This is a genomic window from Paenibacillus marchantiae (assembly GCF_028771845.1).
In the GTDB taxonomy this organism is placed as follows: domain Bacteria; phylum Bacillota; class Bacilli; order Paenibacillales; family Paenibacillaceae; genus Paenibacillus; species Paenibacillus marchantiae.
In genome coordinates this window covers 5,403,222-5,427,019 of record NZ_CP118270.1, presented here as the reverse complement: position 1 = coordinate 5,427,019, position 23,798 = coordinate 5,403,222, and the positions used below count along the sequence as shown (strand labels likewise).

Genomic DNA, 23,798 nt, shown 5'->3' with positions numbered 1-23,798 from the left:
TGCTAAGATGGATGAATATGGCTGAGAGGAAGAGGTTAAGGAATGTCACTTAATCAAAAGATTAGAGGTTCGACCCGGGCTTATTCATACAATCTGATAAAGGAACGAATTCTGCACCTTGAACTTGAGCCTGGTACCAAGATTTCCGAGAAGGAAATTGCGGATGAGTTGCAAGTAAGCAGAACGCCAGTACGTGAAGCTTTCATGAAGCTTGCCGAGGAAGAATTACTGGATATCATTCCACAGAGTGGAACTATTGTCTCCCATATTAATCTGGAGCATGTTGAAGAAGGCCGGTTTATGAGAGAGAAGATGGAGAAGGAAATTGTCACTCTGGCTTGTGCTTCTTTTCCGGAAGAATTCAGATTCAGACTTGAAACCAATATTGCAATGCAGGAAGTATGTATAGGGAAAAATAATTTCTATCGGCTTTTTGAACTGGATGAAGAGTTTCATCAGATATTGTTTCAAGGCACAGGAAAAATGAGAAGTTGGAAAATGCTACAGCAGCTCAATATTCCCTTTAATCGCCTTCGTTTATTACGCTTGTCTGAAGATTCCGATGCAGAGGTTATTATTTCACAACATAAAGAAATATACCGACTTATCACGGAACGTGAAACCGAGCGAGCTGTTGAGGTTATGGAAGCTCATCTCAGACTAGTTGTTGTTGAACAAGAGAAGATGAAGGCAAAATATCCACATTATTTTATATAGAACATCTAATGTTGTATACTATCTGAATATGCAGAAACCCCTGTTCGAATTGAACAGGGGTTTGTTGAGCAAATAATAGAATTTGCTTATTAGGCTTGTTTGATAAACGTTGGATCTGGGTAAGGATCTGCGATCCAGCCATCTTTTTCAATAAATAGACGCACGGCAATGATTTGTTTGTTCTCCATCAAAGTGAAGAAGTGTGGGGTGTTCTCAGGTACCGAGATAACGTCTCCAGGAGACAATTCTACATTAAAGTAACCTACATCATCTGTAGCTTTGATGACAAAGATTCCTTTGCCGGCTACAATTGCGCGGATTTCATCTTCAGCATGAGTATGAATCTCTTCAAATTTAGCAAGCTTCTCTTCAATATCTGGTGTTTGTTCAGACAGCGTGATTACATCCCAGATTTGGTACCCGCGACGTGCAGCCAAGTCTCTGATTTCATAGTCAAATGTGTTTAGTACTTCTTCTTTTTGTTCATCGGTGAGTCCAAAGTTGTTTTGCAGATCAGTTTTTAATTTGGACGCGTCCCATTTTTCAAATAGTACTTCATATTTGTTTAAGAAATTTCGAACATTTTCGTCTCCAGTGATACGTTCGTTCGTATTTCGGATTACAATTTCAGCCATGTTCTTTCCCTCTTTTCCACTTGGTTTAATCGCTATTATATCGGATTCCGCTATTTTTGTCGATTCACAAATTCATTCTACCTTCATAAAAACCGCCAGGGGACTGATCAAACCCGATCTTTCACATTAAGTTAGTTTCTGTTAAACTAAGATTTAACGTTTTGCGGAGGTGACGATATTGGATAAGCTTAGCCTACATGATGCATTAAAACAACGAATATTGATCCTCGACGGTGCAATGGGGACCATGATTCAACAAGTAGATCTCACAGGCGCAGATTTTGGCGGAGAAGACCTGGATGGTTGTAATGAAATGCTTGTACTTACACGTCCAGAGCTAATCCAGCGTATTCATGAGGAATATCTGGAAGCCGGTGCTGACTTAATTGAAACAAATACGTTTGGTGCAACTTCTGTTGTACTTGCTGAATATGACATTCAGGACCGTGCACGTGAAATTAATCTCGAAGCAGCCAGAATTGCAAAAGCAGCCGTGGATCGATTTTCGACACCGGAGTCTCCACGTTATGTGGTAGGTGCCATGGGACCTACAACCAAAACGCTGTCAGTAACAGGCGGAGTAACTTTTCAAGAGCTCATCGACAGTTATTTTGAGCAAGCGCTTGCTTTAATTGAGGGAGGCGTTGATGCGCTGCTGCTCGAAACCTCACAAGATACGCTTAATGTAAAAGCAGGTAGCATTGGAATTCAACAGGCATTCGAACAAAGTGGTATCAAGCTTCCTTTGATGATCTCAGGAACGATCGAACCGATGGGTACAACCCTCGCTGGTCAGAACATTGAGTCTTTTTATATATCCTTAGAACACCTTAACCCAATTTCAGTTGGACTAAACTGTGCTACAGGTCCGGAATTCATGCGTGACCATATTCGCTCGCTTTCCGGAATGGCTTCAGTTGCAGTAAGTTGTTATCCAAATGCAGGGCTTCCGGATGAAAATGGTAATTACCATGAATCGCCTGAATCGCTTGCTCAGAAGATCGGTGCTTTTGCCGAACAGGGCTGGTTGAACATCGCGGGTGGCTGTTGTGGAACAACACCTGCACATATTCGGGCAATGCGGGATACACTTGCCAAGTACCCTCCAAGAGAAATGAACGGAACACATCCACCAGCATTGTCGGGAATTGATCCAGTCTACGTTGAACAGGACAATCGCCCTTACATGGTTGGGGAACGTACAAACGTACTTGGATCACGGAAGTTCAAGCGTCTTATTGTTGAAGGGAAATATGAAGAAGCTTCGGAAATTGCTCGGGCTCAGGTGAAAAATGGGGCACATGTTGTCGACGTTTGTGTTCAAGACCCGGACCGTGAAGAAGCCGAAGACATGGAGAAGTTCCTTGAACTTGTTGTCAAAAAAGTAAAGGTGCCACTGATGATTGATACGACAGATGCAGCCGTCATCGACCTTGCACTGCAATACTCTCAAGGTAAAGCGATAATTAACTCCATTAACCTTGAGGACGGCGAGGAAAAGTTCGAGCTGGTCACTCCGTTGTTGCATAAATACGGCGGTGCTGTCGTTGTCGGAACGATTGATGAACGCGGTCAAGCCATTAGTCGTGAGGACAAGCTGGAGGTAGCCAAGCGGTCTTACGATTTGCTGGTGAACAAATATGGATTAAAAGCCGAAGACCTGATTTTTGATACCCTGGTGTTTCCAGTAGGGACGGGCGATGAACAGTATATCGGTTCGGCCAAAGAAACAATCGAAGGTATTCGTGTCATTAAAGAAGCGATGCCTGAATGTCATACGATACTGGGAATCAGTAACATTTCATTTGGATTGCCTGAAGCAGGGCGTGAAGTGCTAAACTCTGTATTTTTATATGAGTGTACCAAAGCAGGTCTCGATTATGCCATCGTTAACACAGAGAAGCTAGAGCGTTATGCATCCATTCCGGCAGAAGAGCGCAGACTCTCGGAAGAGCTGTTATATAATACGAATGACGAAACACTAGCTGCCTTCGTAGCGGCGTTCCGTAACAAAAAGGTTGAGAAAAAAGAAAAGATTTCGAACCTGTCGTTGGAAGAACGTCTCGCATCGTATGTTGTTGAAGGAAGCAAAGAAGGTTTGCTGCCCGATCTGGAGCAGGCACTCGCCAAATATAAAGCCCTTGAAGTAATCAATGGCCCGTTGATGCGGGGCATGGAAGAAGTAGGGCGACTGTTTAACAATAATGAGCTGATCGTAGCAGAAGTGCTTCAGAGCGCGGAAGTTATGAAGGCTTCGGTAGCTTATTTGGAACAATTCATGGAGAAGAATGAGACGTCAGTTAAAGGAAAGATTATTCTAGCGACGGTAAAGGGCGACGTACACGACATCGGCAAAAACCTGGTGGAGATCATCCTTTCCAATAACGGTTACCGGATCATTAATTTGGGTATAAAAGTACCACCAGAGCGAATTATTGAGGCATACAGAGAAGAGAAAGTCGATGCGATCGGTCTATCCGGTCTGTTGGTAAAATCGGCGCAACAGATGATTCTTACAGCTCAGGACTTACGCACAGCAGGAATTGATGTACCTATTATGGTTGGTGGAGCGGCATTGACACGCAAATTCACCAAGAATCGTATACGCCCGGAATATAACGGCATGGTTGTATATGCAAAAGATGCGATGGACGGACTGGATTTGGCCAACAAGCTGATGAACCCAAGCACTCGAGAAGTGATGCAGTTGGAGATGGACGCTGAAAAAGAGGCTGACGCAGCTGGCGCAGAAACTGTTAAATCCCTTCCCGAGCTAACTCGGGTAGAGCGTTCGGATATCGCAATAGACAACCCGGTTCTCGTTCCACCGGATCTGGAGCGACATGTTATGCGGAACTATCCGCTATCACACATATTACCGTATGTGAACATGCAGATGTTGCTAGGTCACCATCTTGGTTTGCGTGGCTCAGTAGAGCAGCTACTTGCTTCGGGTGATCGGAAAGCCACTGACCTGAAAGCGGTAGTGGATGATATTATGCAGGAAGCTGTTCGTGACGGGATTATTCAGGCGCATGCGATGTATCGTTTCTTCCCGGCTCAGTCCAGCGGTAACAGCGTCATCATCTATGACCCGGAGAATACAAGTAATATCTTGCATACATTTACGTTCCCTCGTCAAAAAGTTGAACCATACCTGTGTCTGTCCGATTTCTTGAAGCCAGTGGAATCTGGACAAATGGATTACGTTGGTTTCATGGTCGTAACGGCTGGGCACGGTGTACGGGAGTTATCGACAGCTTGGAAGGAGCAAGGTGATTATCTTCGCTCACATGCTCTGCAATCCGTAGCGCTTGAAGTAGCAGAGGGATTAGCTGAGCGGGTTCATCATATGATGAGAGATATCTGGGGATTCCCGGATTCAGCACAGATGACCATGAAGCAACGTCATGGAGCACGCTATCAGGGAATCAGGGTATCGTTTGGATATCCGGCCTGTCCCGATTTGGAAGACCAAGGGCCACTGTTTAAGTTGTTACAGCCTGAGGATATTGGTGTGGAACTGACTGAAGGTTTCATGATGGAACCTGAAGCATCCGTATCGGCGATGGTATTCAGCCATCCGCAAGCGAAGTATTTTAACGTGGAGAAGGCTTAAAAGTAAAAGGTCAGGCAAAGCCCTCCGCATTGTCGGAGGCTTTTTGCTGGCAGCAGAAAGAGGTGCGATCCAGATGGAACTATATTTCCTGGGAACTAACGCTGGTGTACCTACGCTTCAGCGGAATGTAACTTCCATAGGGCTGCGCATGTTGGATGAGCGCAGAGCATTGTGGTTGTTTGACTGTGGGGAAGGAACCCAGCATCAGATTTTAAGTTCTCCGCTTAAATTGAGCAAATTGGAGAAAATATTTATCACCCATTTACATGGAGATCATGTATTTGGACTTCCAGGTCTGCTCTCCAGCAGAGCATATCAGGGTGGCACTACACCGTTAACGGTGTATGGTCCGCCAGGAACTGAACGAATGATCATGACAACTATGGAGCTGAGCCAGTCACGTCTAAACTATGATCTAAGCATTGTAGAACATACAGGCGGAGTGCTTTTCGAAGATGAGAGCTTCATTGTGGAATCTGCGTTGCTGGAACATCGTATCGACAGTTACGGGTATCGGATTACCGAAAAGGATCGTCCAGGCAGCTTGGACCCTGCAAAACTGGCTGAGTATGGCTTGAAGCCGGGGCCGCTATTTGGTCGCTTGAAGCGGGGAGAAACGATTACCCTCGACAACGGGGACTTCCTTCGCCCAGAAGATGTGTTGGGTGCACCCAAGCGAGGGATGGTCATTACCATCTTGGGAGATACGCGCCCATGTGACAATGTACAGCCACTTGCACTAAATGCGGATGTTCTTGTACACGAAGCCACGTTTCTGCATGATTTGGCTGATACGGCTCATGAGTACTATCATAGTACTTCGAAGCAAGCGGCTGAGGCGGCGAGAGCGGCAGATGCAGGACAGCTGATCATGACCCATTTTAGCTCTCGCTACAAAGATGAGGATCAGTTGCAGCCACTTCTGGAAGAAGCACAGTCGATATTCCCAAATACGAAACTTGCGATTGAACACGAGCTGATTCCAGTTGTTCACCGTAAGAGCGAATCCTAATGGTGGATGTGCGAAACAGTACAGCCAAACAAGACGGGAGAACAAGCCGTTAATTGCACGGGACTGAGGGGAAGTTACTCCCGAGGTCCCTTTTGCAATCTGGCCGGAAAGCGTGTAGGATGGGCAATATGAGCAGGGAAATGATTCAATTATTTTCCGGGAAAGCGCAGGAAATGACAAGCTTGTACAGAAGACGCGCGGGGCTAGACGTCCGTGTTCGATTCGGTTCGACGTGTTGCGTGCAGATGCGAGCAAGCCATTTTTATGTACTGTATACATAGGTTAGCATTGAAGTTCGATGCAAATGGTTAAGGACATGAAATGTTAATGGAATAAAGAAAGGAAGTGCTGTATATGATTAAGGCCTATCTGATCGACCTGGATGGTACGCTCTATCATGGCAGACATCGTATCGAAGGAGCCGATAAGCTTATTCAGACATTGAATGAACAAGGCACGCCTTATTTATTTGTGACTAATAATTCTTCTCGTACACCACAAGGTGTGGCAGATCATCTGAACGGGATGGGTATCCCCGCTGATGCATCTCAGGTATGTACTTCTGCGGTGGCGGCTGCGGAATACGTGGCACAAGAGTCTCCGGGTGCGAAAGTGGCTTGTATCGGAGAAGAAGGGCTTTTGCAAGCGATAGAAGCTGCAGGGCTTACACTAACAGATGATGAACCTGATTACGTTATACAAGGAATTGATCGTGAATTTTCCTATCATAAATTGACCAAAGCGCTTCGCTGGATCAATGACGGTTCTAAATCTGTCATGACCAATCCTGATTTGCAGCTACCTTCTGATGATGGGCTTACGCCGGGAGCGGGGACGATTGGGGCAGCGATAGAAGCAGCAACCGGAGTTCATCCTACCGTCATTGGCAAACCGTCAAGTATTATTATGAAGTCGGCTATTAGCCGATTGAACTTAAAGTCTGATGAAGTTGCTGTAATCGGAGACAATATGCGTACAGATATTGCGGCAGGAGCAGCTGCGGGTTGCGAGACCCTGCTGGTTCTTACTGGAATAACGACACGGGACAATATGGATAGCCACATCCAGGCGACCAAGGTTCGTCCTGATCATGTGTTTGAAGATTTGCATAAACTGATTGAGTGGCTGTCGCAGACGACAAGCCAAGCATCCAAGAAGGGGTAGATGTACGATGCCGGAATTGCCGGAAATGGAAAACTACCGGACCTTGCTGTCCGAGAAAATACTCGATTTGCCGATTACAGGTGTGGTGGTTAACCGTGAAAAGTCGATTAATACTGATCCTGATGTGTTCACCCGTGAACTGACAGGCAATCGTATCATATTTGTAGAGCGCCGGGCCAAACATTTGATTTTTCATCTGGCTAATGGTAAGCGGCTTGTGCTGCACCTTATGCTGGGCGGAATGATTTTCTGGGGTACAGAAGCTGAACGCCCTGATCGTTCCACTCAAGTGGAAATTCAGTTTGGAGAATATACTTTATTCTTTATCGGGCTCCGTTTAGGATATCTGCATCTGCTTACTTCCAAAGAGACGGAAGAGGCCATGTCTGACCTTGGACCTGAACCTCTTGATCGGCGCATGAATGCAGAACGTTTTGCTGCCCTGTTGAAAGGACGCCGGGGTACACTCAAAACTACACTGGTTAATCAACACATTATTGCTGGAATCGGAAATTGTTATTCGGATGAGATTGCATTTGCAGCAGGCCTGAGACCAAGCTCCAAGACGCAAAATATTGCTGCTTCGTCTGAACTCACAGCACGTTTGTACCATTCTGTGCAATCCGTGTTGCGGGAAGCTGCCTCGGAAGGCGGTTATATGGAAATGCCGTTGATGCAGGGAGATACCAAGACGGGAAGTTTTGACGAGCAGTGCCGAGTGTATGATCGTGAAGGGGAAACTTGTCCTCGTTGTGGGGGAACGATAGCTCGCGTGGAAATTACGGGCAAGAAGGCTTTCTTCTGTCCGGATTGCCAGCATGAGGCTTAAAAGTGGAATCGGGGCACATGTCAGCACCAGAGGTGGATTTCTTCAGGCAGCCAAGCGAGCATATGAGATGGGGGCTACGGCATTTCAATATTTTCCGAAGAACCCGCGGAGCCTTGGCTTGAAAGAACTGGACCTCAAAGATGCTGAACAGTGTCGGGATTGGTGTGAGAAGCAGGGGATATCTTCCATTGCCCACTCACCCTATCCCACGAATCCAGCTTTGGGCAAAACCCGAGGAGAGGCGGGTTTTCATGCAACCATCGCATCGATACAAAATGATCTGCATATTGCAGATGCCTGCGGTTCAGTAGGGACTGTAGTCCATTTTGGACATCTCAAGAGCAATGAACCACTTGAAGGATATCAGAATCTCATATCCTGTCTGGATGCCGCTTTAGCAGATTGGGATGGACAGGCTAAGGTTCTGCTTGAAAATCAGGCTGGGGATCATGGTCCCATGGGTACGACGATGGAAGAGTTGATACAGATTCGTAAGCTAAGCCGGTATCCTGAACATATTGCTTTTTGTTTTGACACGTGTCATGCTTTTGCTTCAGGCATGTGGACGTCAGGCAATGAGGCATCCATGCTGGAGAAAGGCAGACTGCTGGGATACTGGGATGCTCTTGCGGCTGTTCACTTTAATGATTCGAAATATCCTTCCGGTTCATGCAAGGACAGACATGCACGGATTGGACAGGGTTATATAGGGAAAAAAGCCATGCAGGAACTGTTATGTGCGCCTGAATTTCAGCAAGCGGTAGTTGTCCTGGAAACAGAATCAGGCGAAGATGGAACACACCGTGGTGACATTGAACTCATGCGTTCCTGGCTTTAAATGGGAGAGGAGCGATTGTAATGCATGTTTTTTTGGATGATTACCGGGCATGTCCGAAAGGGTTTGTTCTGGCTACCAATGCAGAAGAATGCCTGATGCTGCTTAGAGAAGGTGACGTGGACATTCTATCCCTGGATTTTGAACTGGGTCCAGATTCACCGAATGGCGGAGAAGTTGCTGCTTCGATCGTCCGGGAAGGTTTGTTTCCACGCCAGATCTATTTGCACACGTCCAGCATGTATGGCAAACGTCAGATGTACGAATTGTTGTACAGCAATAAACCAGACTCTGTTACCGTCCATAATGGTCCGATGTCGGGCGAGGTTATGCTGCGAGTTGCTGCGGGAGAAGAAAGCTGATGAAGCCGATTACGACCAAAATGTTAATGCGTGGTGTATGGGAAGGCATGCCTCAGGCTGTATTTATCTATACCCCGCTATGCGGAACTTGTGCAGCAGCGCGTCGAATGCTTGAGATCGCCGAACATTTGCTGCCCGAAGGGATTTTGACCGAGATGAATATTCACGATATCCCGGAACTTGTACAGCAGTTTCAGATTTCGAGCGTGCCTGCGGTTATGCTGTTTGATGGAGAACATGATGTGCCCAGAATGGTTTATCGGATGAACTCTGTCGAGCATCTGTTAGGGGAAATCCGAAAGGCGGTGCTAAAATGAGTGTAATCTCGATGGAGCATGTCTCTCTTAGAAGGGAAGACAATCAGATTCTGGATGACGTTGATCTGCATGTTAAAGAAGGCGAGCATTGGGTGATTCTTGGGCGTAATGGTTCAGGTAAAACAACGCTGCTGGAAATGATGAATGGATATATGTTTCCAAGTCAGGGGCGCATTGAAGTATTGGGCAATCTGTATGGTCAATGTGATGTGCGGGAGGTTCGGAAAGAAATTGGTTATATCAGTCAGACATTGATTGAGAAACTGACACCTCGAGATCCGGTGTGGGAAATTGTCGCAACAGGAGCTTATGCTTTTTTGCGTTTCTATCAAACGATCCCGGATGATGTGAAGGCCAAAGCATTGAACCTGCTTGATGAAATGGGCTTTGCAAAACTGGCTAATCATTCGCTCGGCACCCTTTCTCAAGGAGAACGCAAAAAAGTGATGCTGGCTCGTTCATTGATGGCAGATCCCAAATTGCTGATTATGGACGAGCCTTGTGCCGGACTCGATCTGTATGAACGCGAGAAAATGTTGGCCGAAATTGATCGACTGCGTAAGCGAAATATCACTGTCGTTTATGTGACTCATCACGTCGAAGAGATCGTACCTTTGTTCACACACGTGGCCTTGATCCGCGATGGACGTATTGCTGCGGCAGGGCCCAAACATGAAGTTTTAACACAAGATACAATTAAGCATACGTACGATGTTCCGGTTGATATCCAGTGGGATGATGGACGTCCCTGGATTCGCGTACGTTCTGGAGGGTAACACATTTTGAGTACACAGTCATCTTGGGGTGAAGGAGACTTCTCCCGTTTTATTTGCACAGCCAATCATGGTTTTGCGCCCTATGCTCAGGAGGAATTGCGCCGTACGTTCGGGGCAGTAAAGAGCACGGTACTCGTACCAGGTGAGATTCTGCTTGCCGGTCTTCCGATTGCGGAAGAAGAGGTAGCGATCAAGCTTTTGGAAGAAAGCCCGACGTTTTTACGTCATATTCAACCTGTTCAATTTCAGGAAAATACGGAAGATTCAGCGCAAGCAATGGAAAAATTGATTTCATTTGTGTTGAACCATACGGAGTTAACAGGCACTAAAGTTACATTACAAGTTCGTAAAACCGAAGGTGCCTTCTGGCAGGAGAACGCTGCTTCTTTGAAACAGCTATTGACTGAGAAGCTGGATGATCTTGGGTGTGAGTGGGTTGTTCGTGATGCGGATCATGTTATATCTGTCTTCGTAACAGATGACATGTTATATGCCGGTGTATCCAGACCTGATCAAAATCTGTCGGACTGGAGTGGCGGAGCAGTTCGTTTTCAGAAGGAAGAGGGGCAAATCTCCCGCGCCAAATTCAAATTGCTTGAAGCGGAGCAGACATTTGGCATCGACTTTACTTCTTTTCACAAAGCATTGGACATCGGTGCTGCACCAGGTGGATGGACCTCTTTCCTGCTTGAGCGCGGGCTTGAAGTTACAGCTGTTGATCCGGCCAAGATGGATGCGACCCTGCTGGAATCGCCCAAACTGACCTTTTTGAAAAAAAATGCCGGTGATGTACGTTTCCGCGAAGGGGAATTTGATCTGCTCGTATGTGATATGAGCTGGAGCCCCAAGCTGATGAGCCGTCTTATATCGGATCTGTTATACAGTCTTCAATCAGGGGGAACAGCAGTTGTAACGGTGAAGTTATTGCATAAGAAGCCGCTCGCTTTGATTAAAGAAGTCATCGATACATTTGAGCGCTCCCGGATGCAGATTCAGCGTTCCAAACAGTTGTTTCACAACCGTGAAGAAATTACGCTATATATGATTAAGTATTAAGTTATTAAAGGCATTAAACTTTATGCTTTACAATACCTTATTGCCTATACTATAATGATACCAATATTAACCATAACAAGTTGAGGGAAAGCATCCCGAAGTGAAGAGTCCGGATATCCGGTCTGTTCCGCTTCGGTGAAGCTTTCCCTTTTTTGTTATGCACACAAGGAGGAGTCTATATGAGACATCCGGCTAGGCTCGAGCGTGGAAGCCTGCTGGGGGGAAGGTACCGTATTGTGTCCATTCTCGGTTCGGGTGGAATGAGTCATGTATATGAAGCAGAGGATTTGAAGTTGCCAGGCAAAACCTGGGCGATCAAAGAAAGCGTGACGGCGATGCCATACGAAGGCAGTATGGAGTCAGAAGCTGCTCTTCTTACATCTCTGAGGCATCCCAGATTACCGCAAATCGTAGATTTTTTTGTACCGGATGAGCTGGGGTATACCTATCTTGTTATGGAGTACATTGAGGGATTGACACTTAGTGACTATTTCAAGCAATGTCGGGGGAAGATTCCGCTTGAACATATGACCGAGTTTGTGCTTCAGCTGCTGGATGTATTAAGTTATTTGCACAGTCTGGACCCACCTGTCATCTATCGGGATTTGAAACCATCCAACATTATGATTACACCGGAACATGAAGTGAGACTGATTGATTTTGGGATAGCGCGGAGCTATAAAGCACAAAGAGTCGATGATACGGTTAAATTGGGAACGGCCGGCTTCGCTGCACCAGAACAATATGGTTCAGGACAGACTGATGCGCGTTCTGACCTGTACGGGCTTGGAGCATTGTTGCTCTATCTCATGACTTGTGGAACTTATACGGAATGGATTCAGGGAGTTGAGAGCTCCATTCGCAGTGATGTTCCACGTACCTATATTCCTGTTGCGAGAAGGTTGTTGCGACTGAATCCGAATGAGCGCTTTCAATCGGCTGATGAAGTTCGTAAGGAGCTGCTGCGCAGACCGGGAATAGCGGCTGGTGGTTCAGAAACGACGGTGACGATAAGCGGAGGGACAAGAGTGATCGCTTTGACGGGGGCATCATCCGGAGTTGGGGTTACGCATACGGCCATAGCCATCAGTCACTATCTGGAGCGGCAGAACTTCAAAGTGGCCATAATCGAGATGTCGCCACGTTCCCAATCGTTTGCACGGATTCAACAAGTGGCGCATGCAGGTAAACCCGTGCCAGCAAGCAGACAGTTTGCTGTGGATGGTGTACATTACTGGAAACAATCGGGACGTGCAGACATCCTGTCTTTATTGGGAGGCAGCTATCAGTTCATTGTGATGGATCTGGGCAGTGGTCAGGATCAGAACCGGCTTGAAGAGTTTCTCAGAGCTGACTTACCCATTGTTATAGGTTCCGGTGCCGAATGGAGACAAGCTGAGATTGGATCTTTTGTCCGTTCACACAACCGGTACCCAAGAGACAAATGGATCTACTGCTTGCCACTCGCAGCAGCTGACGCCGTTCAGCGCATGCGCAAAACGTTGGACACTTCCAGTGTCTACGGTCTGCCTTTACATATCGATCCCTTTGATCGGGAACCGCAGATGGATAAGGTTTTTGCTCATATTTTGACTCATATGATGGGGCAGCTTCCCAAGAAACGTTCATTCTTTGCAAGAAAAAGAGTACATGATTAGAAGAGATTGCGAAAGGAGAGCCTCTTTTGTCTAAATTAAGAAAACAAAGCCGCCAACTGATTTACGCTGGATTGACGGGAGCAGGAGCAATCGGTTTGTTGTTTGGGGCATATGTCATTTACAATGTCAAAACCATGAGTGATACGAGGTCTGAAGTGGAGGCCCGATACTCATCAGCCTACGAACAAAAAGAAGCTGAATTGATGCAACAATGGAACTCGGGGGCACAGGGATGGGTGACAATACGGGATGTTGAAGCAGGAGAGTCGATATTGCCCGAGGATATCAAACTCATAGCCGTTCCGGATGCACAGGCACCAAGGAATCTTTGGTCCAGCTCCAAGCAGATGGATGGTCAAGTGGCGAAAATAGAATTAAAAAAGGGAACAGCCATTACAACTGAAATGGTGTATGAAGATACCCCGGCACCGCCGGATCTAAGGAATCGTGAACTACAGGTTGTGTTATTACCTTCTTCACTTGCTAAGGGAGACATCATTGATATTCGTATTCAGTTTCCAACGGGTCAAGACTACATTCTCCTGTCCAAAAAGAAAGTCCAAAGATTAAATGCAGCTACACTATGGATTACGATGACGGAGGAGGAGATCCTATCCCTTTCAAGTGCAATTGTAGATGCCTATTTACATAAAGCTTCAATCTATGCCTTAACCTATGTAGAACCACAGTTCCAGACACCAGCGATCCCGACATACCCTGCTAACAATGAAGTGTTAAAACTGCTGGAGAGTGATCCTAATCTTGTACGTCGGGCTGAAGTGGAGTTAGCGCGGCAAGTACGGAGTTCGTTAGAAAGCTCACTCGCCGCATCCATCTCAGCGCCCTCCCAAGGTGTGGAGCAGGACGTTGCACAGTCCTCCGTTTCATACAATAGTCGCCCTGGAGCGAATAACTCTTCATCTACTGATGGGGTCATCTGGAATGATGGTTCTGGTAGCGGCGGAACGACGGGTACAGGGAGCAATGATTCTGCAGCATCTGCTTCAAGTGCGGATGAGCAGAAAAGCTTGCTGACGGGCGGGGAGTAAAAAGCAGGAAAAACCATTTATTATTCATGTAACAACGTTTAAAAGAAATTAAAAGGAGATTCGATAGCTATGCAAACATGGATCTTTGCTGGGTTATGCGAGAAGAATGACCTGATGCTGTACCTTTGCAAAATACTGGCGTCCTCCGGTAAACGTGTCTTGCTTGTTGATGGAACATTACAGCAGAAATATGGATACGGCGTTGGGGAAAGTCAGCAATCTCTGCGTATTACAGAATTTGAAGGTTTTGATATCGCATGTCAGTTCGTAACTTCAACAGCGGTTGAGAGTCATCTTGAAGCGAGTGGCGAGAAATTGGAGAGTTATGATTACGTCCTTTACGACATGGAAACATCACACTTTGCGTCACGTGATCTATGGCTCACGGCAGATATCCGTGTCTGGGTCAGTGATTATGAACGTTACAATCTGGAAAGGGGCAAAGGCTGGCTCAAGCGGTTGCTTGAAGAACAGTCCCTACCAGCAGAACTACCATTTCAGCGCATTTTGATTAATGCCGTTGATTGCAAACTGGAAGCTCGATATTTGTGGGCGTATCTGGAAGGTAGTCCATTTGTATGGATAGGAGAATCGCTGATGTTGCCTTGGGATGAACTGACTGCAGCAGTCAAACTGGAAAACGAGCATCATCGTCGGATACGTCTGGGGCCGTTATCACGGAACTATAAAAAATCGTTATGCAGGTTAGTGGAGCAGTTGACCGGATGGGAAAATGTCCAGAGTCGCCGGGCCATTAAAGAAGCAGAAAGGATGAGGGCATGAGCACCATTACGTTTTGGAGTCCTTTTGCAGGAACAGGCAGCACCTCAAGTGCGTTGATCGGCGCCTATGCGATGGCCCTTCAATATAGGACAAGAATTTTGCTTGTAAATACAGGTCCAGTCGGGAGCAGCACAGAAGCTGCCCTTCCACCTAAAGAAATAGAGGACACGGGATCCGTATTTACATTCGAGGAGGGGGGATGGGATGCTGTGGAACGGCTGCATATCAGCGGGAGTCTGAACAAGCATAATTTGAGGGATTATACCAAGCCGCTCCTCAATGACCGTCTGGATTTGTTGACTGGCAGAATTAATCGATTGGAACGTTCAACAGAAGAGCATATGGAGACATTAAAAAGGCTGCTGCACGTAGCCAATGAATATTATGATCTGGTTCTTCTCGATGCAGATCGCGCAGGCACTTGTGACCAGGTTCTGCTGGATCAAGCGGACTATGTTGTGGTGAACCTGAATCAAAATATGAGGGATCTGGAGTATTTTTTTGAAAAAATCAGACCCGAGAGCATGAGTGATCAGAAACTGCACATCGTGCTGAATAAGTATGATCCTCATTCACGCGCAACCATCACCAATATTCGTCGGCGTTTTCGATACAAAGGCTCGATATCAGTGTTGCCTTATACCACCGGATTTCTGGATGCCTTCAATCGTCGTGATGCGGCTGAGTACTTGCAATTGGAAGGTCTGAGCAACAATAAAGATATTCGTAAAGGGAGCTTTGCCGCAAGTATGGCTGAACTCGCTCGTCTTATTATGGATGGGGCAGGGATGCGTACCGTACTAAAAAGGCTGGAAAGGGGAGCCTGAACATCTGATGCTCTGGAATACCCTATGGTTAATTTTAATTTTGCTGTTATGTCTTGCGTATGTTTGGTTCAAATACAGAGCTTCCCATCGTGAAAAAAATAACCGTGCTCCTGAGCGCGAATCCTTCACGATTGAAGTGCTGACAGAGAAAGTAAAGAACTCGCTTCATGAGCTTAGTCATAGTCAACTTGCGGATGCAGGATTGCACGAAGAAGAATATCGCCGAAGAATCAATCAGCGTGCCGAGATGCGCAAGGCGCTTAAAGGTTGTGTATCAGGAAGCATCAGTGATAAAACGTATGTCAAAAACCTGATAGGTGATCTGCTTACCCGCAGTATAGGACTGAATAAGTCAAATATCGATGAGGTCATATATTTTGGAGAAGCTGAGTTGCTGACGGTTCAGGATCAATTCGAAATCGTGTTTTATCTATACCGGCAGCAATTTGGTGTCGATGCCTTGTCACGCATGATTGACACTTATGATCTTGGCAGATTGAGGCTGGGTGAAGGTGCAGACGACGGAGGAAGTTACTATATCTCCGAGGAGGACATCCGATATGTGTTTGAGTGTGAGTATAGAGAGCTTGGCTTCAGAGAAAAAACGGATATCATCGTTCAACGCATCTACCAGCATTACAAAGGCTTCTCGGTGGTTGATGAAATAAGAGATCAACGAATAGACGGCGTTAGTGGTGGTGTAAGTGGCATGTTGGATGCACTTCAGGATATGGGGCTACGGCAGCCAGCTTCGTGGAATGATCTGCTCACGGATGGACTTGAAGATGCTCCCCTTGAAGAACCACTTACTGGAATGGAAAGTGTCTGGATTTTCTATAAAGGTAAGTCCATTCATCTGTCCTTCCTGTCGTTTGGCAATATCCGTGAACTGAAGAGGGTATGTCAAAATATTTATAAATACAACTATCCGGGACAGCTTTCGGAAGCAAATGGATACAAGGTGAACGAGATGAAGGATGGATCACGTGTCGTTGTTGTGCGTCCTCCCTTTGCCGAATCATGGGCATTCTTTGTCCGGAAATTTGATATTCCCAATGCTTCACTGGAACAGTTGATTACTGGTAACAACGCAGATCTGCCAATCACTTTGCTGCAATATTTGATGAAAGGTAGTCGAATCACAGCTGTAACAGGAGCACAGGGATCGGGTAAAACGACACTACTTATGGCAATGGTGAAGCATATTTACGCTTCGTATACCCTGCGTGTACAGGAGATGGCTTTCGAGTTACAGCTTCGGCGTATATACAGTCGGCGTAACATTCTAAGCTTCCGGGAGACGGAGCACATTTCAGGTCAACAGGGACTGGACTTACAGAAAAAGACGGATGGTACTGTAAATATTCTCGGTGAGGTCGCAAGTGACGAAGTAGCCGCATGGATGATTCAGATGTCCCAGGTTGCCAGTCTGTTCACCCTGTTTACCCATCATGCCAAAACGTTTCGTGATTTGGTTTTCTCCCTCCGTAATTCACTGCTCAAAACAGGTATGTTCCAACATGAAAATATTGCCGAGGAGCAAGTAGTAAGTGTCATTAATTTCGATGTACATATGAAAAAGGACGCAGAGGGACGAAGATATATCGAACGAATTACGGAGTGTCTGCCACGTGCGAATAAAGGGGATAGCGTGGAGGAACGGGCGGGATTTACGTTTCGCAATGTGATCGAGTACAAGGATGGCAATTACGTCATCACAGCTCCGATCTCCATAGGAAGCATTACGGATATGCGGGATCAGATGACACTGCAGGACGCTGCGCTGTTCGAACAGTTCATCAAGCAACATTGGGGTGATACCTATGACCGTTAAGATAGCTCTTTTGTTGGTGTTGGGGATATGTGCAGGTGGCCTGATAATCACGCTACTTGTACTGAACCTGTTACGTCACAGAGGAGGAGACAATGCAAGTAAATCTATCGGGATTGCTACGCTAAACGGAACTCGTACGCTGCGGTGGGGTTCGGTCCTGTTACAGTCTTATCGGTGGGGCATGAAAGTGCCGCTATTCTCTGCTTATATTTTACAAGTACAGAAACGAATCTCATTCCGGCATGTCGGCGACGAACCAGCATTAAGACGAATGACTATGAACGTGGTTCTAATTATCTTCGGAGGATACGGGAGTATCAGTGTAATCCTTTTCCTTATGCAGCCGGGTATCGCCTTTGTTATATTGTCGGTACTCTGCGCTGTAGTTCTAAACAGCCTTGTACTGGATATGTGTCTGAATCGTATGGAGAAGCGACTTTTGGTACAGATGCTGGACCTGTTTGCCGACGTGAGACATCGGTATCATCAGCATGGAATGGTAGAGGAGGCACTTTATGAAGCAGCGGAAACAGGTAAAGGAGAGGCTGCCGAGCAAGTGCTGTTGATCTATGAAGCATTGACTTCTCCGGATCCGAACGAAGCTTTGGAACGGTACTATGAGATTGCGCCAAATCGCTTTCTTAAGGGTTTTGCCGGTATTTCATATATGGTGATGGAGTTCGGGGATAAAGTTAGAGCACAGGGTTCGATTTACTTGAAAGGCTTGGGGAATCTGACACAGGAAATTCATCTGGAGATTTTGCGGCGGGACAAATTGGACTATCTGTTAAAAGGGTTGAATATCATCGCCCTGGCCCCCGTTCTATTCACAGCTCCAATCGAACGTTGGGCCAGAGGAAGTTTTCCGACTATGGATGAATTTTATCGCAGCAAAATCGGGTTTGTAACCAAAATATCGATCTATGTCATTATCATACTTGCCTACCTGCTTTTGCAAAGACTTCAGCAATATGATGAAACCCGCTATCGGACAGGGCGCAAACACTCCAGAATCGATCAGTTTCTATACAGGCAGACGTTCATTCGTAAAGTCGCGATGTTGTTCGTGGCCAAACCTGGCAGTACCAATTACAGTCAAACCGTAAGACTGATGCGGGAAAGTAGCTCGGAACTGAAATATGAATGGCTGGCGATACGAAGGCTGATGTTATTTGTAAGTTGTTTTGTCCTGACCATTGGATGTGTCTTTCTGCTGCATCAGGTTGAACGAAATCATATTTTACATGATCCTGTGAGAGATGACCGGATGTTTGGCGCGATGGGAGAGGCGGAGTTGAAGCAGGCTACCGAGAAGACAAGCTTGGATCAAGCTGTACTCGAGCGCATCGAAATGAAGCGAGGAGCAACTTTTGATGAGATATCCAATGCATTGCAGTCCGTAAATCCCGTTCCACTGGAGCATGATGCACAGACTGAAACTATCGCACGCATCCTGCAGAAGCTGGAAGGTTACAACAAGCAATATCTCCACTGGTGGGAGTTAATTATTGCAATGATGATAGGTTTAGCGGGTTATCACATGCCGATCTGGCTCATGATGTTCCAGCGCAAGATGAGAAGCATGGACATGAGGCATGAAATCTATCAGTTTCAGACGGTTATCTCAATCTTGCGAGAGATGGACCGTATGTCTGTAGAGGAAATACTGGAATGGCTCAATCGCTTTGCTGTTATTTTCAAAAGACCACTGCAAAAATGTCTGTTGCACTTTGAACATGGGCAGGAGCATGCACTTGAACAATTGAAAGAAGATGCAGGTCTGCCTGAATTTCAGCGTTTGGTTGAAAAACTGCAACTTGCACTTGGGAAAATTTCGATTCGAGAGGCATTTGATGATCTGGATAGTATGATGGCTTTTTATTTTGAACAACGGAAGCAGGAATACACCAAGATGATTGATGTTAAAGCATCATGGGGAAGAATGATCGGGTTTACACCGATGTATGCCCTGATCTTCCTCTATCTGGTCATTCCGCTGGTAGGCATGAGTTTCCTTCAAATGAACATTTATTATGAACAGATTCAGAAACTGTAACGACCATGTACGTCACAGTCTGAAATAAATTAAAAACGATATAGGAGGATTTATCATGAACAATGCATCAAGTGCTTTAAAGGTGGCAGCAGGCATCTTTCTGACCATCGCCCTTATTACGATTGTGGTTCTATTGTTTATTTCGGCTCAGGAGGCAACCAAAACGGCACAGAACAATTTTGCCGATATCCAGACCGAGTTGTCCCAAGCTGCATTTACCGTGTATGACGGAACAACCATTAGCGGATCACAAGTCACAAACGCGTTGCGTAAATATGCGGACAAGGATCAGTTCGGTATTCAAGTTATTACAGGTAAAAACAAGGGGGGTCAATGGTATGGCAATCAGTTGAACATATCCCAGGATCTCAATAACGCAGATTACGGTTCAGTGATTTCTCCAGATGATAAAGTAGGTATTATTAATCAAACTATGAGTGAAAAAGACAACCAATATGTCAATCCAAGTGGTAAATTCAAAGCAATTATCGTAAAAGACAGATCCAATGTGGTAAGAGGGCTTATTTTCCAGCAATCCTGACAGGAGTTGGTTTAACATGTCCCAGAATACACAGCAGCTCATGTTGTTCTGTACGGCGGTTGTCCTATTTGTGACAGCCTGCCTGTACGGGCAGCAGAATGTTCGGGTTCTTTCAGACGCTTTGAATCACTTGGTGCAGACGACAGCAGACATGGAAGGACGGCTGAATACCACTCTGCGTATAAGTGAGCCAATCCGTTATAGTGGTGCGGAAGTGTTACACACTGTGAGGCAAATGACAGGGACAACGGTCAGCGTGGAGGTGGACGGGATTGCATATGTCATTGATCCCCTTGTAAACAGAAGAGGAACCATTCCTGTCCAGCTTGCTGCTTCGTATAGACCTGAGTTCATAAGAAGTGAGGCTGGCGAACTGCTGAAGATTGCATTTTGGAAGGAGGCCAGTACACCTTGATTAACGCTGCATCCAAGCTGCTTGCTGTTTTGCTGGCAGTGATTTTGCTTTATGTATATCCGGCAGCAGAGACTGCAGATCGACAGGATGACATGGCACGCATGACCGTTGTTCAGACGGTTACCCGTTTTGTTGATGCAGTCAGAACAAAGGGATACATTTCCCCTGTCATGTATACAGAATTCGAAGAACAGATGGCCCGAACGGGGAATGCCTATGAGATTTCCATGGAGCATTTGCACAAAAAATATGTTCCTCATTACTCAGATCCGATGGATCAGAGCACATTTTCTGGCACCTATGAAACTGTACAAGATGGCTATTATTCAGCCCAAATTAAAGCAAAGCTGTTTCCTTCGTCCGGTGTGCTAGCTTTAGACGATCCTGGGCGCAGATATACACTGGCAATGGGGGATTTCTTCACTGTAACCGTCAAAAATACCAATCGCACACCTGCCATGTTGATTCGTGAGTGGTTGAACGGGTCTGCACAGGCTGCAGCCGTGTTTACCACATATGGGGGTATGGTGCTCAATGAAGATTACTGATCTTTCTATTGTGTTTGTGCTTATCTTTTTACCTATATTCTGGGTTATTTCTCACAATACAGACAATGCCCAAGAGGCACAATATTTAAGCAATCGATATAAGATGGCACTTCAGACTGCCGTACTGGATGCAGGGGCTGTGATGCATCAAAATGAGAAGCAAAACGATGAAGCAGGGTATGATTCGACCAAATTTGTAAAAGCGGACAAAGAGCTTGCCTTGACTACCTTTACCCAAACACTGGCGCTAAATATGGGGATTCAGGATGATCCTGCTGCTATACGGGCCATGTTTAATTACATTCCTGCAATGGTCGTGCTGGATTATGATGGTTATTATATTTTGGCGAACGAAACTGAGATGACTGGTGATCTTGAAGATTCATTCCGGCAAGTTTGGAGTCCTAAAAAGCCCTATACATATTCTGATTCAAATGGTAGCAGTATTAACTTCACACTCGATGGGTATGTGTATGCCTATGATGCAGGCTTGGGCATGTGGGTTGAGGGTTTCCAGAAAGAACTGGCCTCCAGCACACAAATCCCTCTGCTTCAGAATGCCGAGACGTTTGAGCAGGTCAGACGAGGCCGGATCGTGACAAGTGTGCAGGAAGATTTGGCAGATGTTATTAACCGGCATAATGAGTTTGCAAGAAGGAATGGTGTTTCCTACACCTTTACCATGCCTTTGATTTCTCAGGAAGACTGGTACAATTCGATTAATGATACGGGGCTGATGGCGTTTATTCAGGGAATACCTGTAGGTAACCAAAAGATTAACAATTATGCCATTGGTGGTGGCAGACTGGTGAAGAAAACAGCGATCGTTGGCGGAGTTGATCCTGTAAGTGGAATTAAATACTATTACCCTTCCACATGTAGCAATGGTTACAGAGCCGAAGAAGTGTTTACAAATGCCAAACAAGCGGCAGCACAAGGTTATTTTGAGTATAACTGTTCCATAAATTAAAGGCAGTTTGTTTGTAATATAAAAGCGAGGTTGCATGAGATGTTTACATTACTTTCAGAAAAGGCGACACCTGTGCTAAAATAGGGTTTCGGAACGATAGTAATGTCCAATAGATAGGAGCAACCTCATCTTATGAGTTTATTGTCAGTAGAGAACGTGAGTCACAATTTTGGAGACCGCACGTTATTTAAAAATGTATCTTTTCGTTTACTTGCCGGAGAGCGTGTAGGTCTTGTTGGTGCAAATGGTGTGGGTAAGTCCACACTGATGAACATTCTTACCGGGAAATTGTTAAAGGACGAAGGGAAGGTCGAATGGACCCCCAAAGTTCGTTATGGATATCTGGATCAGCATACCAAGCTCACGCCTGGAAAAACGATTCGTGATGTGCTTAAGGATGCGTTCCTGCCCTTGCTTGAGTTGGAAAAAGAAATGATGTCTATTACGGATCAGATGGCAGACGCCGATCCGGACAAGCTCGAATTGTTGCTGGAAGAAATGGGTGACATTCAAGAGCAACTGGAGCAAGGTGATTTTTATCTGATTGATGTGAAAGTGGAAGAGATGGCAAATGGACTGGGCTTGTCCGCCATCGGCCTAGATCGTGACGTGGCCGCGCTTAGTGGTGGTCAACGTACGAAGGTATTGCTTGCCAAGCTCTTACTGGAGAAACCAACTGCACTTCTGTTGGATGAGCCGACGAACTATCTCGATGTGGAACACATCGAATGGCTGACGCGTTACCTGAAGGATTACCCGTATGCGTTTATTCTGATTTCGCATGATACAGAGTTTATGAATGAGGTCGTTAACGTTATTTATCATCTGGAATTTGCCAAGTTGACGCGTTATGCAGCGAACTATAACAAATTCCTTGAAATGGCCGACATGAATAAGGCGCAACATATTGATGCTTATGAGAAACAGCAGGAGTTTATCAAGAAGCAGGAAGATTTCATTCAGCGGAACAAAGCCCGCGCTTCCACTTCAGGTCGTGCCAAGAGCCGTGAGAAGCAGCTCGGCAAGATTGAACGGATTGATCGTCCAGACGAAGCAGCCAAACCCACATTCAAATTCAAGGATGCCCGGGCGAGTAGTAAAACCGTCTTTGAGGGTATTGATTTTGAAATCGGATATTCATATGCATTATTGCCTAAAATGACGATGACGATTGAGCGTGGCGAGAAAATTGCCATTGTTGGATGTAACGGTGTAGGTAAATCCACACTGCTCAAGACGATCTTGGGGAAAATCCCACCAATTAGCGGTAAGACTTTCTTGGGGGACTATCTGGAAACAGCCTATTTCGAACAGGAAGTACGTGCAGGTAATATTACCCCGATCGAAGATGTGTGGAATGAGTTTTCTCATCTGACACAGAATGAAGTCCGGGGCCATCTCGCACGTTGTGGATTAAAAAATGAGCATATCACCCGCCCGCTTAACGCGCTTAGTGGTGGTGAACAAGCCAAGGTTCGTTTATGTAAGCTTCTGATGCGTGAAAGTAACTGGATTTTGTTCGATGAGCCCACAAACCATTTGGATGTAACCGCAAAAGCAGAGCTGAAACGTGCCCTGCAGGAATTCAAGGGTACCGTGCTGCTCGTATCCCATGAACCTGAATTTTATGAAGGTTGGGTAACCAAAACGTGGGATGTTGAAGCTTGGTCCGACAAACAATAGTTTCTACGAAATTCTTCGCACCAGAAACAGCAACTTCGTTAACTACATGACTTCAGCAATGGTGAACAACGTAATTCATGGAAATGTACGGTGACAAAAAAAGGTGTCTATG

The 23,798-nt window shown here is 45.9% G+C and carries 22 protein-coding genes; 21 read left to right on the top strand and 1 reads right to left on the bottom strand.

Features of this window, described 5'->3' with window-relative positions; all coding sequences use genetic code 11:
* The first annotated feature begins 42 nt into the window (after window positions 1-42).
* On the top strand, window positions 43-717 hold the full coding sequence (locus PTQ21_RS24320) for a GntR family transcriptional regulator (RefSeq protein WP_063562858.1): 675 nt from the start codon (window positions 43-45) through the stop codon (window positions 715-717).
* 89 nt (window positions 718-806) lie between these two features.
* Here PTQ21_RS24320 and PTQ21_RS24315 read toward each other — a convergent pair whose 3' ends face one another.
* On the bottom strand, window positions 807-1,352 hold the full coding sequence (locus tag PTQ21_RS24315; protein WP_063562857.1) for a cupin domain-containing protein: 546 nt from the start codon (window positions 1,350-1,352) through the stop codon (window positions 807-809).
* A 178-nt stretch (window positions 1,353-1,530) separates the two neighbouring features.
* Between PTQ21_RS24315 and metH the strand changes: the two genes are divergently transcribed.
* The 20 genes from metH (at window position 1,531) to PTQ21_RS24215 (ending at window position 23,686) form a co-directional block, all read left to right on the top strand.
* Window positions 1,531-4,971: a methionine synthase gene (gene metH / locus PTQ21_RS24310; RefSeq protein ID WP_072733297.1), complete on the top strand. Its 3,441-nt coding sequence runs from the start codon at window positions 1,531-1,533 to the stop codon at window positions 4,969-4,971.
* Between the two features lie 73 nt (window positions 4,972-5,044).
* A complete protein-coding gene (gene rnz, locus PTQ21_RS24305; protein WP_090807555.1) occupies window positions 5,045-5,983 on the top strand; it encodes a ribonuclease Z in 939 nt (312 codons plus the stop codon).
* Window positions 5,984-6,337: 354 nt separating this feature from the next.
* A complete protein-coding gene (locus tag PTQ21_RS24300; RefSeq protein ID WP_274567441.1) occupies window positions 6,338-7,147 on the top strand; it encodes a TIGR01457 family HAD-type hydrolase in 810 nt (269 codons plus the stop codon).
* 7 nt (window positions 7,148-7,154) lie between these two features.
* Window positions 7,155-7,976, top strand: coding sequence for an Fpg/Nei family DNA glycosylase (locus PTQ21_RS24295; RefSeq protein ID WP_063562854.1), 822 nt, complete (start codon window positions 7,155-7,157; stop codon window positions 7,974-7,976).
* Window positions 7,966-8,814 carry a deoxyribonuclease IV gene (locus tag PTQ21_RS24290; RefSeq protein WP_274567440.1) on the top strand — a complete coding sequence of 283 codons (849 nt, stop codon included), beginning with the start codon at window positions 7,966-7,968 and terminating at the stop codon, window positions 8,812-8,814. Before PTQ21_RS24295 ends, PTQ21_RS24290 begins: the two co-directional genes overlap by 11 nt.
* A gap of 20 nt (window positions 8,815-8,834) precedes the next feature.
* Complete coding sequence (locus PTQ21_RS24285) at window positions 8,835-9,173, top strand: cyclic-phosphate processing receiver domain-containing protein (RefSeq protein ID WP_063562852.1); 339 nt, start codon at window positions 8,835-8,837, stop codon at window positions 9,171-9,173.
* On the top strand, window positions 9,173-9,490 hold the full coding sequence (locus PTQ21_RS24280; protein ID WP_053780884.1) for a thioredoxin family protein: 318 nt from the start codon (window positions 9,173-9,175) through the stop codon (window positions 9,488-9,490). The genes PTQ21_RS24285 and PTQ21_RS24280 overlap by 1 nt, the downstream gene beginning before the upstream one ends.
* On the top strand, window positions 9,487-10,266 hold the full coding sequence (locus PTQ21_RS24275; protein WP_274567438.1) for an ABC transporter ATP-binding protein: 780 nt from the start codon (window positions 9,487-9,489) through the stop codon (window positions 10,264-10,266). The genes PTQ21_RS24280 and PTQ21_RS24275 overlap by 4 nt, the downstream gene beginning before the upstream one ends.
* 6 nt (window positions 10,267-10,272) lie before the next feature.
* The gene (locus PTQ21_RS24270) at window positions 10,273-11,322 is read left to right on the top strand and encodes an SAM-dependent methyltransferase (RefSeq protein WP_072733294.1); all 1,050 of its coding nucleotides are present in this window, start codon (window positions 10,273-10,275) and stop codon (window positions 11,320-11,322) included.
* A gap of 179 nt (window positions 11,323-11,501) precedes the next feature.
* A complete protein-coding gene (locus tag PTQ21_RS24265; RefSeq protein ID WP_063562849.1) occupies window positions 11,502-12,980 on the top strand; it encodes a serine/threonine protein kinase in 1,479 nt (492 codons plus the stop codon).
* Window positions 12,981-13,006: 26 nt separating this feature from the next.
* Window positions 13,007-14,029, top strand: a complete 1,023-nt coding sequence (locus PTQ21_RS24260) for an SAF domain-containing protein (RefSeq protein ID WP_090951216.1) — start codon at window positions 13,007-13,009, stop codon at window positions 14,027-14,029.
* Between the two features lie 69 nt (window positions 14,030-14,098).
* Window positions 14,099-14,812, top strand: a complete 714-nt coding sequence (locus PTQ21_RS24255) for a hypothetical protein (protein ID WP_063562847.1) — start codon at window positions 14,099-14,101, stop codon at window positions 14,810-14,812.
* Window positions 14,809-15,639, top strand: a complete 831-nt coding sequence (locus tag PTQ21_RS24250; RefSeq protein WP_274567436.1) for a CpaE/TadZ family protein — start codon at window positions 14,809-14,811, stop codon at window positions 15,637-15,639. Before PTQ21_RS24255 ends, PTQ21_RS24250 begins: the two co-directional genes overlap by 4 nt.
* A 7-nt stretch (window positions 15,640-15,646) precedes the next feature.
* A complete protein-coding gene (locus tag PTQ21_RS24245) occupies window positions 15,647-17,473 on the top strand; it encodes a P-loop NTPase family protein (RefSeq protein WP_274567435.1) in 1,827 nt (608 codons plus the stop codon).
* A complete protein-coding gene (locus PTQ21_RS24240) occupies window positions 17,463-19,529 on the top strand; it encodes a hypothetical protein (RefSeq protein WP_274567434.1) in 2,067 nt (688 codons plus the stop codon). Before PTQ21_RS24245 ends, PTQ21_RS24240 begins: the two co-directional genes overlap by 11 nt.
* A gap of 55 nt (window positions 19,530-19,584) precedes the next feature.
* Window positions 19,585-20,070, top strand: coding sequence for a hypothetical protein (locus PTQ21_RS24235; RefSeq protein WP_063562843.1), 486 nt, complete (start codon window positions 19,585-19,587; stop codon window positions 20,068-20,070).
* Window positions 20,071-20,086: 16 nt separating this feature from the next.
* The gene (locus PTQ21_RS24230) at window positions 20,087-20,485 is read left to right on the top strand and encodes a hypothetical protein (RefSeq protein ID WP_063562842.1); all 399 of its coding nucleotides are present in this window, start codon (window positions 20,087-20,089) and stop codon (window positions 20,483-20,485) included.
* Window positions 20,482-21,033: a hypothetical protein gene (locus PTQ21_RS24225; RefSeq protein WP_064637150.1), complete on the top strand. Its 552-nt coding sequence runs from the start codon at window positions 20,482-20,484 to the stop codon at window positions 21,031-21,033. The genes PTQ21_RS24230 and PTQ21_RS24225 overlap by 4 nt, the downstream gene beginning before the upstream one ends.
* On the top strand, window positions 21,020-22,003 hold the full coding sequence (locus PTQ21_RS24220) for a hypothetical protein (RefSeq protein ID WP_063562840.1): 984 nt from the start codon (window positions 21,020-21,022) through the stop codon (window positions 22,001-22,003). Before PTQ21_RS24225 ends, PTQ21_RS24220 begins: the two co-directional genes overlap by 14 nt.
* Window positions 22,004-22,135: 132 nt before the next feature.
* Entirely contained in the window at window positions 22,136-23,686 is a 1,551-nt protein-coding gene (locus tag PTQ21_RS24215; RefSeq protein ID WP_063562839.1) for an ABC-F family ATP-binding cassette domain-containing protein, read from the top strand.
* The last annotated feature ends 112 nt before the right edge of the window (window positions 23,687-23,798 follow it).

What these genes read in the sequence shown, in the direction of transcription:
- PTQ21_RS24315 (WP_063562857.1), bottom strand. Translation starts at nt 1,352, where the DNA reads ATGGCTGAAATTGTAATCCGAAATACGAACGAACGTATCACTGGAGAC.
- PTQ21_RS24245 (WP_274567435.1), top strand. Translation starts at nt 15,647, where the DNA reads ATGCTCTGGAATACCCTATGGTTAATTTTAATTTTGCTGTTATGTCTT.
- PTQ21_RS24265 (WP_063562849.1), top strand. Translation starts at nt 11,502, where the DNA reads ATGAGACATCCGGCTAGGCTCGAGCGTGGAAGCCTGCTGGGGGGAAGG.
- PTQ21_RS24290 (WP_274567440.1), top strand. Translation starts at nt 7,966, where the DNA reads ATGAGGCTTAAAAGTGGAATCGGGGCACATGTCAGCACCAGAGGTGGA.
- rnz (WP_090807555.1), top strand. Translation starts at nt 5,045, where the DNA reads ATGGAACTATATTTCCTGGGAACTAACGCTGGTGTACCTACGCTTCAG.
- PTQ21_RS24235 (WP_063562843.1), top strand. Translation starts at nt 19,585, where the DNA reads ATGAACAATGCATCAAGTGCTTTAAAGGTGGCAGCAGGCATCTTTCTG.
- PTQ21_RS24275 (WP_274567438.1), top strand. Translation starts at nt 9,487, where the DNA reads ATGAGTGTAATCTCGATGGAGCATGTCTCTCTTAGAAGGGAAGACAAT.
- PTQ21_RS24220 (WP_063562840.1), top strand. Translation starts at nt 21,020, where the DNA reads ATGAAGATTACTGATCTTTCTATTGTGTTTGTGCTTATCTTTTTACCT.
- PTQ21_RS24215 (WP_063562839.1), top strand. Translation starts at nt 22,136, where the DNA reads ATGAGTTTATTGTCAGTAGAGAACGTGAGTCACAATTTTGGAGACCGC.
- PTQ21_RS24320 (WP_063562858.1), top strand. Translation starts at nt 43, where the DNA reads ATGTCACTTAATCAAAAGATTAGAGGTTCGACCCGGGCTTATTCATAC.
- PTQ21_RS24285 (WP_063562852.1), top strand. Translation starts at nt 8,835, where the DNA reads ATGCATGTTTTTTTGGATGATTACCGGGCATGTCCGAAAGGGTTTGTT.
- PTQ21_RS24240 (WP_274567434.1), top strand. Translation starts at nt 17,463, where the DNA reads ATGACCGTTAAGATAGCTCTTTTGTTGGTGTTGGGGATATGTGCAGGT.
- PTQ21_RS24300 (WP_274567441.1), top strand. Translation starts at nt 6,338, where the DNA reads ATGATTAAGGCCTATCTGATCGACCTGGATGGTACGCTCTATCATGGC.
- PTQ21_RS24255 (WP_063562847.1), top strand. Translation starts at nt 14,099, where the DNA reads ATGCAAACATGGATCTTTGCTGGGTTATGCGAGAAGAATGACCTGATG.
- PTQ21_RS24295 (WP_063562854.1), top strand. Translation starts at nt 7,155, where the DNA reads ATGCCGGAATTGCCGGAAATGGAAAACTACCGGACCTTGCTGTCCGAG.
- PTQ21_RS24280 (WP_053780884.1), top strand. Translation starts at nt 9,173, where the DNA reads ATGAAGCCGATTACGACCAAAATGTTAATGCGTGGTGTATGGGAAGGC.
- PTQ21_RS24250 (WP_274567436.1), top strand. Translation starts at nt 14,809, where the DNA reads ATGAGCACCATTACGTTTTGGAGTCCTTTTGCAGGAACAGGCAGCACC.
- PTQ21_RS24230 (WP_063562842.1), top strand. Translation starts at nt 20,087, where the DNA reads ATGTCCCAGAATACACAGCAGCTCATGTTGTTCTGTACGGCGGTTGTC.